The following is a 14839-nucleotide window of genomic DNA, read 5'->3' as shown; positions in this document are numbered from 1 at the left end:
CGTCCTTACTGGACGAGTACCGAGCGTCCGCAGGTCGCGCCGGTAACCCGTACATCGGCCTCGCCGACGCCGACACCCAGCGCTGAGAGCACATTGTAGAGCAAGTCGTCGACGGGCGCTGTTACACCGTTCAGCGCCGTCACCACCGCCGGCTTGACCGCTCCGGTCAGGGCTGTCAGGTCGATCCCCAGGCCAAGCGCATTGACCGAAAGTGACAGGTTGCTGACCAGAGACGTGGTGAGCGATTGTGTAATGTTGCGCGTCGAAACGGTCTTGATCGTCTTGTTGGCGATGTCGGCCGCATCGAAGGTCAGTGTTGTCGGGTTGTTGTTGGTGATCGCGGTGGCGGCGGAGCCCATCATCTGTATCAGCGGAATGTTGGTCAGCAGCAGCTTGAGGTTCGCATCCGCGATTTCCGCGTCGGTGAATGTCTGCGGTTGGCTGAAGTCGCCAAAGCCTGAAGTGTTGCTGTTGGCCAGGTGCAGCGCGGCAATGCCTGGGTGCGCCGCGATGGAAACCTTGATGCTGGAAGGCCCTGTCGGACAAGTGATGTCGGTCAGTTTGGCTTCGGCATAGGCGACTTCCACATTGAGCGGCAGGTTCACGGCCAGCAGACTGACGCCGCCGCCGAGACCAGGTGTGCCGACCCCGACGCTGGCCACCAGCTTGATACGTGTCTGTGCCGTGCGCACCGTGGTACCGATTCCACCGACCGCGAGCCATGGCGAAAATTGTGCCGGCTCGCCGATCGCAATGGTAAGCTTGGTGGAAACAAGCCCCGGTACGGTGGCTCCGAGATTGACCTGAGCCTGGTTGGTGCCGTTAGCCAGCACTGCGGCGGCAGTCAGCATTCCCATGGCGCTTGCATCGACCCCTAGGCCTGTCGGGGTTTGTCCCAACCCTACGCTGCCCACGGAGCCGAGGTCGACAAGGCTGCTGAGCGGGATCTTGACCGTGCTGGTCGACTTGGACGCGATTGTCTGCAGGGCGACCTTGGCCGTATTGCCAACTCCAGGCACATTGGCCATGGCGGTAGCGATCTGGCCGACGGTCGCCTTGGAGGCCAGCACATCCGAATAGGTACCGCCGGTCACGTTCGCTTGCGTGGCAAGGGCACTTATGAAGGAGAGGACGCTGACATCAGCCGAGATCAACCCGTTGTAGTCCATGACGCTGAGCGTAATGTTGCCGCCGAGAAGTCCGCTCAGAAGCGCGTTGAGGATACCGCCATTGACGCTGGCCAGCCTCGACCCTACCGAGAACGTTGCCAGCGGTGTCATGCTGGCCGTCGCCTCGGTGCCGATGACCGGAGTGGGGATCAGCGAACTCGCGAAATAGCGGGCCGGGATCTTCTTCAGAGTTACGCGGACGGCATTGTAGGGTGTCAAGTTGGCCTGGAAGCGCTGGCTTACGTTAGTACCGGATGCCGCGTATCGTCCCGGTGTGACCGAAACGACAGTTTTGCCGACGGCCGGTGCGATCGTCTGTCCCAAGCCTTGAACGACAACCCCCGGCATGCCGTTGTCGGTCAGCGTGGTCACGACTGCGGTGTCGATCTTTGTGATGTTCGAGGCGGCGGTGATCGCGGCCAAGTCCACCATTGCCTGTGCTTCGCGACGCTCGGTGTAGATCGAGGCTTCGTCGATGGCGACGGCAGCCAGCGCAAGCCCGACCGGCGCCATAAGCGCGGTCATCACGGCAAAATTCGCCTTTCTATCACTCAGCATCAACCGCGCCAGCCGGCCGATCTCCTTGCGCGCATGCGGCAACACTTAGATACCTCCGACCCGTATGGTTGACTGGCGCGTGATCGTGGTCCCTGGCATCGCGATGCCAGGGAAGAGATTCCATATCGGCAGGTTGCGTGCATCGTATTGGATGGAAACCACGAACTGGCTGCCATCGGCTGTGCTGTCATTGGCCTGATAGGTTAGCTTGTTCGCATCCACGAACGGATATCCACCTGCATTGTTGGTGACGAAGCTGGCCACGAGCGTTTGCCGTTCGGTCTGGTTCATCCCAGCAATGGCTGTCCGTGCGGCGTCCGCCGCGATTTGCTGGATCGAGTTGGCCGCACCGAAATATATGCCGTACGCAACCATTCCAAGCAGGATGAGGATGAAGATCGGTGAGAGCAGGGCGAACTCAACCGCCGAAGTTCCCGAAGCACTTATCCGGAATCGGCGGCTTCTGGCCATAAGAATGAGACGGCGAACCATGTCGCTGAACATGCCAAAGTTCGCATGCAAAAAGCGGAAACCCCAGGTGCAACCTGGCGGTGTGAGCGATTGAAGGCATGTTCTAATTTAGCGATGGCCTCTTTCTTCTCATTGTTGACTTAGGGTCAATCAGTACTCAGTTGAAAAGAGCTTACCTCCTGTCTAGTCTCCTGCCACCAGCCATCGGAGGGAACCGGTGGCGCGCTCGAAGGAGTCAGATATCGGCTCCGGGGCGTCAACACGTAAAGGCGCGCCGACGGGCAGCGCCGACAGGGAGAACTTCATGCTGAAAAACATGCTGAGGGCGACTGTGTTCGCCACGACCATGGCGGTGGCAGCCGGCACGTTCTACACGCCCGCTTTCGCCGAGACCGTCTACAACCGCGGATCCGCCGCCGAAGCGGAGACGCTCGATCCGCACAAGACGTCGACGGTCTACGAAGCCGATATCATACGCGACCTGTTCCAGGGCCTCGTCATGCATGACCAGAAGACGAACCTCATTCCTGGCGCCGCCGAAAGCTGGACGGTGTCCGACGACGGCACAGTCTACACCTTCAAGCTGCGCAAGAACGGCCTCTGGTCGGACGGCAGCCCGGTGACGGCCGACGACTTCGTCTATTCGTTCCATCGGCTGGAAGATCCAGCCACCGCTGCCGAATATGCTTCCATGCTCTATCCCGTGAAGAACGCCGAGGAGGTAAACACCAAGAAGGCCAAGCCGGAGGACATGGGCGTCAAGGCGCTTGACGCAAATACCCTCGAAGTCACGCTGAAGGCGCCGACGCCTTACTTCCTGGAGATGCTGACCCACCAGGCAACCTATCCGGTTAACAAGGCGTCTATCGAAAAGCTTGGCGCCGACTGGATCAAGGCAGGCAAGCTGGTCTCCAACGGGGCTTATACAGCGGCGGAGTGGATTCCCAACGACCATCTGAAGCTGGTCAAGAATCCGAAATTCTGGGACGCCGCAACCGTCAAGTTCGACGTGGTCAACTACATCCCGACCGAGGATCGCTCGTCGGCGATGAAGCGCTTCGAGGCCGGTGAACTCGATAGTTACGGTGACCTGCCGACCGAACAGCTCGCCGACCTCAAGACCAAATTCGGCGACCAGGTCCGTGTCGGTCCATATCTCGGCACCTACTATTATGCGATCAAGACCGACAAGGCGCCGTGGGATAATGTCGAACTGCGCAATGCCATCTCGATGGCGATCGATCGCGACTTTCTCGCCGAAAAAGTCTGGCAGAACTCGATGCTGCCCGGCTATTCGATGGTACCTCCGGGCATCGAAGGCTACACGCCGGCACTGGCCAAATATGCCGACATGCCGCAGATCGACCGCGAAGACGCTGCCAAGAAGATCCTCGAGAAGCTCGGCTATACACCCGAGCATCCGTTGAAGATGGAGATCCGCTACAACACCTCGGAAAACCACAAGAACACCGCTGTCGCCATCCAGGAACAATTGAAGCCGCTTGGCGTCGAGATCACGCTGCTCAACACCGACACCAAGACCCACTACTCGTTCCTCGAGCAGAAGGGCGACTACGATGTGGCGCGTGCCGCCTGGATCGCAGATTACAAGGACCCGGAAACCTTCCTCGGCATCTCGCGCAAGGCCAGCGGCAACAACTATTCGAACTATAACAGCCCGAAATACGAAGCGGCGATGGACAAGGCGGCCGCCGCCGGCGGCAAACCCGAACTGCGCATGAAGGAACTCGCCGAGGCCGAGCGCATCCTCATCGATGATGTCGGCGAGATCCCGCTTCTCTACTACAGCTACCATGACATCGTTTCTTCGAAGCTGCATGGTTTCGACGACAATGTGATGGACATCCATCCGTCCCGCTTCATCAGCAAGGACTGATCCCTTGGCTGGGCCGCCGCGCAACTCATGCGCGGCGGTGCTGGTTTGCCATCGCATCGGCCCGGGAACCGGATCGATTTTCGACAATGTCGGTGCGAAGATTTGAACGCTAGAGCATAATCGTCCAGTTGGACGCATACTGCTCTGGATCAAGCGGGGCACCGATGCTGCGATATGTATTAAGGCGGCTTCTGACCGCCATTCCGACGCTGTTCGTCATCGTGACAATGGCGTTTTTCCTGATGCGCGTCGCGCCAGGCGGCCCGTTCAACCAGGAGCGGGGGCTGAGCCCTGAGATCAGAGCCAATCTCGAAGCTCAGTTCGGTCTCAACGACCCGCTCTGGCTGCAATTTGTCCACTATCTCGGCAATCTTTTGCGCGGCAATTTCGGGCCGAGCTACAACATGCCGGATTTCACCGTCACCGAACTCTTCGCCAAGGGACTGCCTATTTCGGTCCAGCTCGGCGCGTCGGCACTCGTCCTGGCGCTTCTGCTCGGTTCCGTGCTCGGCACCATTGCCGCGCTCAACCAGAACAAGCTTGGCGACTACACGGTGATCGCGCTGGCGACCGCCGGCAGCACGATTCCCACCTTCGTCATCGCGCCGGTGATCCAGCTTCTGTTCGGGCTGACCTGGAAACTGCTGCCGATCGGTGGATGGGGTGATGGCGCTTTCATCAACAAGGTCGGCCCGGTGCTGACGCTCGCTCTGCCGCAGATCGCCATCGTCGCCCGACTGATGCGTGGCTCGATGATCGAATCGCTGCGATCCCATCATATCCGCACGGCACGCGCGCTCGGCCTCTCCGATTGGTCGGTGGTGGTCAAGCACGCGCTGCGTGGCGCCATCCTGCCGATCGTCTCCTTCACCGGCCCGGCGGCCGCGGCTCTGCTGACCGGTTCGGTCATCGTCGAGACGATCTTCTCCATTCCCGGTGTCGGCCGCTATTTCGTCGATGCCGCGCTTAACCGCGATTATACGCTGGTGATGGGAACGGTGGTGGTGATCGCCATCTTCACCATCGTTTTCAACCTTATCGTCGACGTCATGTACGCGGTCGTCGACCCGAGGGTGCGCTATGACTGACATCGCAGCCACGGCTCCCGCCGTCATCGGCCGCTCGCTCTGGGGGGATGCCTGGGCGCGCCTCAAGGCCAATCGCGCCGCCATGTTCAGCCTCTATTATCTCGCTTTGATCGCGGTCGTCAGCGTGGTCGGCCCCTCGCTCGTGTCGCATCAATACACGACCATCTATGGTGATTATGTGCGCACGCCGCCAAGCCTTTCGGCCTATCCGAAGGCCGACACGATCGAGACGGCGCTCACCGAAGCGATCAAGCGCATGCGGGTCGACCTCAAGGAGTGGCGGCAGGAGGGCAACCAGGTCTTCGTTACCGTCAAGTCGACCAAGCCGATCGACGACCGCAACATCCGCTATCTCGATCGCTCCGATGCCTTTGACGGCACCAAGATCGAAAGCAAGTCGCCTGACGGCCTCGAAGTGACGATGAGCGCCTCGATCAAGCAGCAATACTTCCTGTTCGGTACCGACAACACCGGCCGCGATCTGTTGTCCCGCACGCTGATGGCCGGGCGCATATCTCTGGCCATCGGCCTGCTCGCCGGCATCGTGGCGGTGGTCATCGGCGTGGTCTACGGCGCCGCTGCCGGCTTTGCCGGCGGCAAGGTCGACGAGGTGATGATGCGCATCGTCGACGTGCTCTATTCCTTGCCCTTCATCTTCTTCGTCATCATGCTGGTGGTGTTCTTCGGCCGCAATTTCGTGCTGATGTTCCTGGCGGTCGGCGCAGTGCTGTGGCTCGACATGGCGCGCATCGTGCGCGGCCAGGCACTGTCGATCCGCCGGCAGGAATATGTCCAGGCGGCGGAGGCCATGGGTGTCGGCCAGCGCGGCATCCTCCTGCGCCACGTCATCCCCAACCTGCTCGGGCCCGTCGTGATCTACATGACGCTGCTGGTGCCGCAGGTCATCATCCTGGAGAGCTTCCTGTCGTTCCTGGGGCTCGGTGTGCAGGAGCCGATGACCAGCTGGGGCGTACTGATCTCGGTCGGCGCCAAGAACATCGGCACCGCCAACTGGCTGCTCCTGTTTCCCGCCTTCTTCCTCGTCTCGACGCTGTTCGCCTTGAACTTCGTCGGCGACGGCCTTCGCGACGCGCTCGACCCAAGGGATCGCTAAGATGGGGATCGATAGAGATGGGGATCACTGAGATGGCTGCTTCCGAAACGATCCTCAGCGTCAAGGACCTTCGCGTCCGCTTCCGCACGCTCGACGGCGCGGTCGAGGCGGTCAAGGGCATCAACATACATGTCAACGCGGGCGAAACCGTTGCCGTCGTCGGTGAGTCCGGCTCCGGCAAGAGCCAGACGATGATGGCGGCGATGAGCCTGCTGGCATCGAATGGCGAAGCGACAGGCAGCGTCGACTATCGCGGCCGCAACCTTCTGGCTCTGAGCAAATCCGAGCTCAACAAGGTCCGTGGCCGGAAGATCAGCATGATCTTTCAGGAGCCGATGACGTCGCTCGATCCTCTCTATTCGATCGGCAATCAGCTGATCGAGCCGATCCGCCGGCATCGCGGCTTGAATGTCGCCGAGGCGCGCGAAGAGGCGCTCAAGCTGCTGCGGCTGGTGCATATTCCCGATCCCGAGCGGCGGATGAAGTCCTATCCGCACGAAATGTCTGGCGGCCAGCGCCAGCGCGTGATGATCGCCATGGCGCTCGCCAACGATCCCGACATCCTGATCGCCGACGAGCCGACGACGGCGCTCGACGTAACCATCCAGGCGCAAATCCTGATGCTCTTGGCCGAATTGCAGCGCAAGCTCGGCATGGCGATCGTCTTCATCACCCATGATCTTGGCATTGTCCGTCGCTTTGCCGACCGTGTCTATGTCATGCGCCAGGGCGAGGTTGTGGAGGAGGGGGAGGCTGAAGCCATCTTCGTCAACCCGCAGCATGCCTATACGAAAATGCTGCTGGCAGCCGAGCCGACCGGCCACAAGGCGCCGCCGCCCGCCAACGCCCCGGTGCTGCTCGAAGGCAGGAATGTCGAAGTGACCTTCAGGATCGGCGGCGGGTTTCTTGCTGGCGAGCCGTTGATGCTGCGTGCCGTCGACCACATCTCGATCCGACTGCAGCGCAACCAGACCATCGGCATCGTCGGTGAATCCGGCTCGGGCAAATCGACGCTCGGCCGCGCCTTGCTGCGACTGTTGCCGAGCGACGGCCTCATCCGTTTCGGCGATCACGACATTTCCACTGCCGACCGACAAGCGATGAGGCCGCTGCGGCGCCAGATGCAGCTCGTCTTCCAGGATCCGTTCGGTTCACTATCGCCACGCATGACCGTCGGCCAGGTCGTCACCGAAGGGCTTCTGGTGCATGAGCCGAACCTTTCGGGCAAGCAACGCGACCAGCGCGCGGTCGAGGCCTTGCGCGAGGTCGGCCTCGATCCAAATGCCCGCAACCGCTACCCGCACGAATTCTCAGGCGGCCAGCGGCAGCGCATCGCCATTGCCCGCGCCATGATCCTGAAGCCCAAGCTGGTGGTTCTGGACGAACCAACCTCGGCACTCGACCGCTCGGTGCAAAAACAGATCGTCGAACTGCTGCGCAAGCTGCAGGCCGACCACGAGCTGTCCTACCTCTTCATCAGCCACGATCTGTCAGTCGTGCGCGCCATGGCCGACTACATCATCGTCATGAAACAGGGCAAGATCGTCGAGGAAGGGCCGACCGAGGCGATTTTCAGCAATCCGCAGCACGTCTACACCCAGACGCTGATGGCCGCGGCGATCGACGTCACACGGTTTCGGTTGAGCGCCTGAGGACCGTAGCCACCAAAAGGCGCAAAACACCAGACACGGCTGTTCACTCAGTCCGTTGACCTCGGGCACTTGTTTGCCCGAACCGCGACTAGGGCGTCTTGCTGCTGTTTCAGCCGGGCGATCCTAGCCGTTTCACGGTTGGCGACCGCGGTTTTTACACGCGAGCCGCCCGGCAGCCAGCGCGGAACGTTGGTATTCGCGATTTTGCCGCGGGTAATTGCGGTTCGCGAGATGTCGCGGGCGATGCCTCCCAGCGCACTGTTGAGCTCAGGGCACGACATCGCATCGTATTTCGCCGGATCGACAGTTCTGCCGATCGATGAACAGCCGACGACAAGAAACAGCGCAATCGTCAGGGCCGGTGGCGAGGCTGTCGTTGAATTCGAATTCATGTCGCATCCGGCTTGCCGTTACATCGAGCCCGTCATACCGCATCGAAGTACCTAGCGCTGACGGCCATTTTCGTCAAAGTTTCGCCGCGGCGCGCTTTCGCATTTTGGTTGTCTCCGACCTGGAAAGGGATGTTCAGCGGCTTCGTTCGGATCGCCTGGTCGACGTGCAAACTTCGGCGGCACGAGTTGAAAGCGGTAAGCCAGCCGCCGCACCGTTCCCGCCTCCGAAACGTCGGGCCATTCGTTCAATTTCCCCACAAATTCTCAGGCTGCTTTGGCAACGAACTTCGCCGGTTCGTCCCCGAGCACTGCCTGGGCGGCATCGATCTCGTTTTCATCGACATGCGCCGTCACCAAAATGATGCCCTCTGCAATGCTCGGATCATTCGTCTTTGCGGAACTCGTGGTGAATAGTGTGCCGAGCAGGCCGCCGGCAACGCCGCCAAGGACAGCGCCTGCCATCGCTGTTGCCGACAGTCCCGCGGCAAGAGGATTGATGGCGTGAACGGCAACTCCGCTCAACCAGGCCAACCCGCCAGCGCCAGCGCCAGCGATTGATCCCAGAGCGAGCGCCCATAGAAATCCCGCTTCGTCCCGGTAAGGCCCAATGATGGCGATCTCCACCCGAGGAATTCCAGCTCCCATAAGGTCGCCTGCGACCCGGGCAGCTTCGGCAGGCGAATCAAAAAGTCTGCTGATTGTCGCCATGGCTACTCGGGGTTTTGGCTGTTCAGATCGGAGACGAAAGACGCGGCGATCAGGTCGTCGCCCTGAATTCGCCCCTCGCGGTCCTCCATCATGGCCGCGACTTTCTGGAAGGTCTTCATTTCGCCCTTGGTGATGCGGGCCTCTTGCATCTTGGCCTTGAGGTCAGCCACGCGCATCCCCAGCGCTTGGGATATTTCAGTCTCACGGTTCATGGCGATCTGCATCCGTTTTTGCTGCGAAGCCCGTGGCCCAAAGGGCGGCGGGCTTCAGCCGACAGCGGCTGGTTCAGTCGATGATCTTGATGATCTTGTGGGTACCCGGATCCACGACAACTGTTCGGTTGTCGATCACTGTGTAGCGGTATTTGACGTTGGGGACTTCGTGAAGCTCGACCGTGTCGGGCAGCGCTGTTCCAATATTGAGTTCCACACCGGGAAGCTTCACCGAAGCGAGGGGCTGCTTCTTCACATATTCACGGATGACTGTTTCCTGCTCGGGCTGGAGGATGATGTCCTCGGCTGCGGCTGCTCCGATACCTGCAAGTAACAGAAGCGCCGCCGCCGCGGTGGTAAGATGCATTTTCATGAATTCCTCCTTTGCAAACCGACGCAGCACAACATCGTCTGCGCCAATCACTCGAACTTGGGGCAGGTGCAATCGTTCCCGGGGCTGGGCTTCGGTCGGGCGGAGCAGGGGACTTAAGTCTGATCGCAAAAGGCAATGGTCTTACCAAGGGCGTAGCCCGGAACGGCCGCTGTTTGCGGTCGTTGTCCGCTGCAAGTTGTGGGAGGAAACCGATGGAGAAGAGCGTTGGCCAGGCGCGCTGGTTGCTCGCACCAGTCTTCGCGATGGCCATCACCTTGATGGCTATTGGACTAGCCCTTGGCTGATCGTCCCGGAGATGACCCATGAAGATTTGCACATCGGCGCAGCTACGTCCCTTCCTGCGCCGATAGGGTTCGCTCGCCGGGTGGTAATCCTGGTGAGCGAACTCTCATTTCCATATGCGCCGCGACCGAGCATTTTGGCTCCTTTCGAGTGAAGGAGGCCAAGGGCCGTCGTCGGCGTCGCCGACATGATCCAACCAGTCCACGACCTTGCCGTCCTTTGATCTCCTGGAGGGTGGGTCATGGCGGTCAGCCGCATCCGGAGCAGGAACGGCGCCGGTCTGTACCTCCTCGCCGTTGCGTCGACCGGCGGACAGGGTCGACTCCCCCGTTCACGCAGACTGCCGCTGCTGTTCCCTGGTCTTGAGGAGACTCCAGACCACGCCGGCGGCGATGATCGCAAAGGTAATGCCGAGCGAGAAGGCGGCCGGGAACTTTTCAAGGCCAAGGAGATCGGCGACGAAGATCTTCGAGCCGATGAAGATCAGGACGATAGCGAGCGCGGGCTTCAGATAACGGAAGCGGTGGATCATCGCCGCAAGCGCGAAATAGAGGGCGCGAAGGCCGAGGATCGCAAAGACGTTCGAGGTGTAGACGATGAATGGGTCTGTCGTGATCGCGAAAATCGCAGGGACGGAATCCACGGCGAAGATGACGTCGGCCACCTCGACCATCACCAGCGCCATGAAAAGCGGCGTGATGAACCAGCTCGCCTGGCCTGTTCCGGGATTTGTCTTTTTGACGAAAAACCGCTGTCCGTGGTGCTCTTCGGTGACCCTAAAGCGATTGTGCATGAAGCGGAAGAGGACGTTCTTGGACAGGTCGGGTTCTGCCTCCTTGACGATCAGCATCTTGATGCCGGTGATGATCAGGAACGCGGCGAAGATATAAAGAACCCAAGCGAACTCGGCGACCAGCATCGCGCCGACACCGATCATAATGGCACGCAGCACCATGACGCCGAGGACGCCCCAGAAGAGCACCCGGTGTTGGTAGATGCGCGGCACAGCAAAGAATGAGAATATCAGGGCAATTACGAAGATGTTGTCGAGCGCCAGCGTCTTTTCGACGACGAAGCCTGTCAGATAGGCGAGGCCGGCGTCGGCGCCGAGATACCACCATACCCAGCCACCGAAGGCGAGCCCGAGCGCGACATAGAGGGCAGAAAGCATCACGCTTTCGCGGACGCCAATTTCCTTGTCCTGCCTGTGAAGAATTCCAAGGTCGAATGACAGAATAGCGATAACGAGGACAAAAAAGCTCGACCACATCCAGAGCGGTGTCCCGAGCCATTCGATGAACAAGAATGAGAAACTCAAGGGCAATCCCCTGTCAGCACGGCTGTCAGAAAATCGGTCCGACATCGTAAGAGTGCCGAGGCTCTCACCAGAGGGGCCCGGACCAGCGGGTTGGTAACCCACTTGGGAACTCATTTCTGGCGGTCAAGGGCCCGGCGGGACTTTTGCTGGGGCCGGAAGAGTACGGCCTGGAGTTCAACTGGGGTTTTGCCATGAGGCTGGTCCGACGGGCTAAAGCCTTGCGTCGGAGCAAGATGCGCGTTTTTCATCTGACCAGATCCCGTAGGTGGCGCTGGCAAAAGGGAATCCGATTTGGTGAGCTGACCTGCATTTCGGAAAGAAAGGCTTGCCCAAACAATGGGTAGAGCTCCATCCAATTCCTGGATCAGGGAACTTGCTTCTTCCCGTGAAATACCGGAAGAAAGATGATCGACTGAGGATTGATTCGGAGCTTGCGAATGCGCGGGGTGCGAGCGGCTGTGGCTGCACTGGTCCTGACCTGTTCCATCACTTCCGCTCTCGCCGACAATTCTCCCTTCATCTATATTGCTACCGAAGATCCTTTCACCGTCGGTCAACCGGCGAAGAACGACGTGTATTTTTTTGGCGGCGTTTTTGCGGCCGGATCATTTGGGAACACAATCAACGTATTCGGCGCCGACTATACGAACAACTACATAATCGGCGCTGCCTATGGTCGCGATTTCGTCGATATGGGCGCTGGTTTCGTTCTTGACGGTGTGACCGGGGCTGCCGTAAGATTTGGCGAGGACGACGACACGTCAGGAGAAGTTTGGGCCGGGGTTAGGGTTCGTCACCAGGGCCTTGTCATCGGCGATCTGGCGATTGCGCCCGCAGTGACGGCCGGTTTGAGTGCGGTTACGGGCACCACCGAGATCGAACGCGAACGCGAAATCTATTACGATGGCGACGCGTCTTTGCTTGGTTTCATCGGCGCGGAGCTTTCCTTCAGGCTAAGGCAAGCTCCCAATGTCGAGCTTGTCTATCAACTCCACCACCGATCCGGCGCCGGTGGTACGTTTGGAAATATGGGAGAGGGTTCCAACGCGAATACTGTTGGGCTTCGTTATCGCTTCTAGCTGACGCCTCAACGCCCCCCGACACTCTGGACCGGCGCACCTTCACAGCCTTCGTTGGCGAAGCACGACCCCGATCGGGTGGCACACGTCGCCAGGCCGGCAGAACTCAGAGCGCCGGCAGGTCTCGCGCTGTGGGGTATCGGGAGAAACAAATACCTAAGTATCTGTTTTTTCTGGTCGGAGTGGCAGGATTTGAACCTGCGACCCCCTCGTCCCGAACGAGGTGCGCTACCAGACTGCGCTACACTCCGTGACCAGACCGCGGGCTTATAGCCGCCACACCTCGTTCCTGCAAGCGGCAATGGCAGCACTTCTGTCGCATTTCATCCCTTTCGTCGGGCATTTCCGCAAAGCTCGGATTTCGGTCCGCGATAAACGTGGCTTAAAGCCTTGCGTCCTAAGCCGCGGGCCTCGATATCAGTACTTTTCCGCCTCTTGGAGTTTCCGGTCTTGCCCTTGAGGATCGTTGGCGAGGCTTGGCCAACAGTTTCGAATTCGAGACCGAAGCGCTGATCAAGGCGCCCGGCTTTCGCGAATATATTGCGCGCTGGCGGTTCGGCCATCCCCGCTCCAAGCTACCACCGGAGCTCAATCTAATCGGGTCCGGCCACTCGGCATGGGGCTTGGCACGCTGATTCGCCGTCCCGCGCCGGACCGATATCGTCACCGGGCATGACCTCCGCTCCAACTTGCTGTCGTTCAAGCGGGCGCTGGTGTCGGGCTGGGGCTGCCGGCGCGCGGATCCGTCGCAATGGTCACGGCCGCGCTAGACGGTTCGGGTGGCGCCGACCTCAAGCCGGAAATCGAGGCACGCGTTGGTCGCCTGTTCCGCTGGCACATAGACCCGGCGCCGCTCGGCCCGTGGATCGACCGCATCGACGAGCGTGGCCGCTCGCTGGCGATGGATGGGCCGGCGGCCAGCATCTTCTATCATCTGGTCTGTGCGGAGACGCAGTATCTCGAGAGCAGAGCTGAAAAAAGCCGCGTAGATCGGCTCAATACGGGCTCGCCACGTCGCCGGTCTCGACATAGATCGACTTCAGCTGCGAATAGAGCGCCAGCGCCGCCAGCGAATTCTCGCGACCGATGCCGGACTGCTTGAAGCCTCCGAACGGGATTTCCACCGGTGTCAAATTGTAGGCGTTGATCCAGCAGGTACCGGCCTGCAGCTCGGCAATGACGCGGTGGGCGCACTGCAGGTCGCGGGTGAAGACACCGGCGGCGAGGCCGAATTCGGTGTCGTTGGCGCGGTCGACCACTTCGTCCTCGCCGTCGAATTTCAGCACGCTCATCACCGGCCCGAATATCTCCTCGCGGGCGATGCGCATCGTGTCGGTGACGCCGGTGAACACGGTCGGCTCGACGAAGAAGCCGCCCTGGAAACCCTGCAAAGAAGGCACGTTGCCGCCGCAAGCGAGTGTCGCGCCGTCCTGCTTGCCGATTTCGATATAGCCGACCACCTTGTCGTGCTGCGCCTTGGAGACCAGCGGCCCCATCTGGGTTTCGGGATCGAGTGGGTCGCCGATGCGGATTTTCTTCGTCCGCTCGACAAGGCGTTCGACGAAGCGGTCGTGGATGCCGCTTTGCACGAAAACCCGCGTACCGTTGGAGCAGATCTGCCCGGTCGAATAGAAATTGCCGAGCATGGCGCCGCCAATGGCATTCTCGATATCGGCATCGTCGAAGACGATCAGCGGTGACTTGCCGCCGAGCTCCATCGTCGCATGCTTCATCTTCGAGCCGGCGAGCGACAGCACCTTGCGGCCGGTCGGCACCGAGCCGGTCACCGAAACCTTGGCGACGACATCGTGGCCGACGAGCCCGGCGCCGACATCGCCATAGCCCTGCACGACGTTGAACAAACCGTCGGGCAGGCCGGCCTCGCTGTAGATCTCGGCCAGCGCCAGTGCCGACAGCGGGGTGTTTTCCGACGGCTTGAACACCATCGCGTTGCCCATGGCGAGCGCCGGTGCCGATTTCCAGCCGGCGATCTGGATCGGGTAGTTCCAGGCGCCGATGCCGACGCAGACACCCAGCGCCTCGCGCCTTGTGTAGGCGAAGGGCCCGCCGAGATCGACCGACTCGCCATTGTAGGCGGCAACCGCACCGCCGAAATATTCGAGGCAGTCGGCCGCCGACGGGGCGTCCGCCACCAGCGTCTCCTGGATTGCCTTGCCGGTGTCCAGGGTCTCGATGCGGGCGAGGTCGGCATTGCGGGCGCGCAAGATGTCTGCGGCGCGGCGCAGGATGCGCCCGCGCTCGACCGGCTTCAGCCGCGCCCAAGCGGGCTGCGCTGCCCGCGCTGCCTCGACGGCGAGTTCCAGCACGTTCGGCGTCGCCGAGCGCAGCATGGCGATGGTCTCACCGGTTGCCGGATAGATGACCGGCAGCGGCGCGCCGCCTTCGTCCTCGATGTAGCGTCCGTTGACATAGTGCGATGCCGTGGGCTGGGCGCGCATGGGAGGTCTCCAATTGGTCTGCGCCCCCCAAATGGGTGGCTCGCTC

14 protein-coding genes, 1 tRNA gene and 1 pseudogene are annotated in these 14839 nt (G+C 60.8%); 6 read left to right on the top strand and 10 right to left on the bottom strand.

What is annotated here, in order from left to right; translation table 11 throughout:
- Positions 1 to 5 precede the first annotated feature (5 nt).
- Together NKJ90_RS07975 and NKJ90_RS07970 are read right to left on the bottom strand one after the other, a co-directional pair.
- Positions 6 to 1772 (bottom strand): Tad domain-containing protein, encoded by a 1767-nt coding sequence (locus NKJ90_RS07975; RefSeq protein WP_023760525.1) that lies wholly within the window; start codon positions 1770 to 1772, stop codon positions 6 to 8.
- Complete coding sequence (locus tag NKJ90_RS07970) at positions 1773 to 2219, bottom strand: TadE/TadG family type IV pilus assembly protein (RefSeq protein WP_023760524.1); 447 nt, start codon at positions 2217 to 2219, stop codon at positions 1773 to 1775.
- A gap of 283 nt (positions 2220 to 2502) precedes the next feature.
- Between NKJ90_RS07970 and NKJ90_RS07965 the strand changes: the two genes are divergently transcribed.
- The 4 genes from NKJ90_RS07965 to NKJ90_RS07950 all read left to right on the top strand — a co-directional run bounded on the left by NKJ90_RS07965 (position 2503) and on the right by NKJ90_RS07950 (position 7949).
- Positions 2503 to 4095 (top strand): peptide ABC transporter substrate-binding protein, encoded by a 1593-nt coding sequence (locus NKJ90_RS07965; protein ID WP_352485866.1) that lies wholly within the window; start codon positions 2503 to 2505, stop codon positions 4093 to 4095.
- Between the two features lie 164 nt (positions 4096 to 4259).
- Positions 4260 to 5183, top strand: coding sequence for an ABC transporter permease subunit (locus NKJ90_RS07960; protein WP_056580795.1), 924 nt, complete (start codon positions 4260 to 4262; stop codon positions 5181 to 5183).
- Positions 5176 to 6297, top strand: coding sequence for an ABC transporter permease subunit (locus NKJ90_RS07955; RefSeq protein ID WP_023760523.1), 1122 nt, complete (start codon positions 5176 to 5178; stop codon positions 6295 to 6297). Before NKJ90_RS07960 ends, NKJ90_RS07955 begins: the two co-directional genes overlap by 8 nt.
- 32 nt (positions 6298 to 6329) lie before the next feature.
- The gene (locus NKJ90_RS07950; RefSeq protein ID WP_023760522.1) at positions 6330 to 7949 is read left to right on the top strand and encodes an ABC transporter ATP-binding protein; all 1620 of its coding nucleotides are present in this window, start codon (positions 6330 to 6332) and stop codon (positions 7947 to 7949) included.
- Between the two features lie 47 nt (positions 7950 to 7996).
- On the opposite strand, the gene NKJ90_RS07945 is transcribed toward NKJ90_RS07950, so the two are convergent.
- The 5 genes from NKJ90_RS07945 to NKJ90_RS07925 all read right to left on the bottom strand — a co-directional run bounded on the left by NKJ90_RS07945 (position 7997) and on the right by NKJ90_RS07925 (position 11255).
- On the bottom strand, positions 7997 to 8341 hold the full coding sequence (locus NKJ90_RS07945; protein WP_023760521.1) for a hypothetical protein: 345 nt from the start codon (positions 8339 to 8341) through the stop codon (positions 7997 to 7999).
- Positions 8342 to 8605: 264 nt separating this feature from the next.
- Positions 8606 to 8965 (bottom strand): hypothetical protein, encoded by a 360-nt coding sequence (locus tag NKJ90_RS07940; protein WP_352485865.1) that lies wholly within the window; start codon positions 8963 to 8965, stop codon positions 8606 to 8608.
- Between the two features lie 86 nt (positions 8966 to 9051).
- On the bottom strand, positions 9052 to 9273 hold the full coding sequence (locus NKJ90_RS07935; RefSeq protein ID WP_245266735.1) for a hypothetical protein: 222 nt from the start codon (positions 9271 to 9273) through the stop codon (positions 9052 to 9054).
- Between the two features lie 61 nt (positions 9274 to 9334).
- Positions 9335 to 9634, bottom strand: coding sequence for a DUF1236 domain-containing protein (locus NKJ90_RS07930; RefSeq protein ID WP_023760518.1), 300 nt, complete (start codon positions 9632 to 9634; stop codon positions 9335 to 9337).
- A 634-nt stretch (positions 9635 to 10268) separates the two neighbouring features.
- Positions 10269 to 11255 (bottom strand): TerC family protein, encoded by a 987-nt coding sequence (locus NKJ90_RS07925; protein ID WP_023760516.1) that lies wholly within the window; start codon positions 11253 to 11255, stop codon positions 10269 to 10271.
- Positions 11256 to 11692: 437 nt separating this feature from the next.
- Between NKJ90_RS07925 and NKJ90_RS07920 the strand changes: the two genes are divergently transcribed.
- Positions 11693 to 12334: a hypothetical protein gene (locus tag NKJ90_RS07920; RefSeq protein WP_023760515.1), complete on the top strand. Its 642-nt coding sequence runs from the start codon at positions 11693 to 11695 to the stop codon at positions 12332 to 12334.
- A 174-nt stretch (positions 12335 to 12508) separates the two neighbouring features.
- On the opposite strand, the gene NKJ90_RS07915 is transcribed toward NKJ90_RS07920, so the two are convergent.
- A tRNA-Pro gene (locus NKJ90_RS07915) sits at positions 12509 to 12585 on the bottom strand.
- A gap of 72 nt (positions 12586 to 12657) precedes the next feature.
- Complete coding sequence (locus NKJ90_RS33480; protein ID WP_198032249.1) at positions 12658 to 12897, bottom strand: hypothetical protein; 240 nt, start codon at positions 12895 to 12897, stop codon at positions 12658 to 12660.
- Between the two features lie 200 nt (positions 12898 to 13097).
- On the opposite strand from NKJ90_RS33480, the pseudogene NKJ90_RS07905 reads away from it, so the two are divergent.
- Positions 13098 to 13436, top strand: a pseudogene (locus tag NKJ90_RS07905) (AGE family epimerase/isomerase); the annotation flags it as partial.
- Here NKJ90_RS07905 and betB read toward each other — a convergent pair.
- Entirely contained in the window at positions 13330 to 14793 is a 1464-nt protein-coding gene (betB, locus tag NKJ90_RS07900; protein ID WP_023760512.1) for a betaine-aldehyde dehydrogenase, read from the bottom strand. The pseudogene NKJ90_RS07905 and the gene betB overlap by 107 nt on opposite strands.
- Positions 14794 to 14839 lie beyond the last annotated feature (46 nt).

It is taken from the genome of Mesorhizobium sp. M0051 (assembly GCF_040323235.1).
Lineage (GTDB): Bacteria > Pseudomonadota > Alphaproteobacteria > Rhizobiales > Rhizobiaceae > Mesorhizobium.
This window is presented reverse-complemented; position numbering and strand designations above follow the sequence as displayed.

What these genes read in the sequence shown, in the direction of transcription:
- betB (WP_023760512.1), bottom strand. Translation starts at nt 14,793, where the DNA reads ATGCGCGCCCAGCCCACGGCATCGCACTATGTCAACGGACGCTACATC.
- NKJ90_RS07955 (WP_023760523.1), top strand. Translation starts at nt 5,176, where the DNA reads ATGACTGACATCGCAGCCACGGCTCCCGCCGTCATCGGCCGCTCGCTC.
- NKJ90_RS07920 (WP_023760515.1), top strand. Translation starts at nt 11,693, where the DNA reads ATGCGCGGGGTGCGAGCGGCTGTGGCTGCACTGGTCCTGACCTGTTCC.
- NKJ90_RS07935 (WP_245266735.1), bottom strand. Translation starts at nt 9,273, where the DNA reads ATGCAGATCGCCATGAACCGTGAGACTGAAATATCCCAAGCGCTGGGG.
- NKJ90_RS33480 (WP_198032249.1), bottom strand. Translation starts at nt 12,897, where the DNA reads ATGGCCGAACCGCCAGCGCGCAATATATTCGCGAAAGCCGGGCGCCTT.
- NKJ90_RS07950 (WP_023760522.1), top strand. Translation starts at nt 6,330, where the DNA reads ATGGCTGCTTCCGAAACGATCCTCAGCGTCAAGGACCTTCGCGTCCGC.
- NKJ90_RS07965 (WP_352485866.1), top strand. Translation starts at nt 2,503, where the DNA reads ATGCTGAAAAACATGCTGAGGGCGACTGTGTTCGCCACGACCATGGCG.
- NKJ90_RS07945 (WP_023760521.1), bottom strand. Translation starts at nt 8,341, where the DNA reads ATGAATTCGAATTCAACGACAGCCTCGCCACCGGCCCTGACGATTGCG.
- NKJ90_RS07960 (WP_056580795.1), top strand. Translation starts at nt 4,260, where the DNA reads ATGCTGCGATATGTATTAAGGCGGCTTCTGACCGCCATTCCGACGCTG.
- NKJ90_RS07970 (WP_023760524.1), bottom strand. Translation starts at nt 2,219, where the DNA reads ATGGTTCGCCGTCTCATTCTTATGGCCAGAAGCCGCCGATTCCGGATA.
- NKJ90_RS07930 (WP_023760518.1), bottom strand. Translation starts at nt 9,634, where the DNA reads ATGAAAATGCATCTTACCACCGCGGCGGCGGCGCTTCTGTTACTTGCA.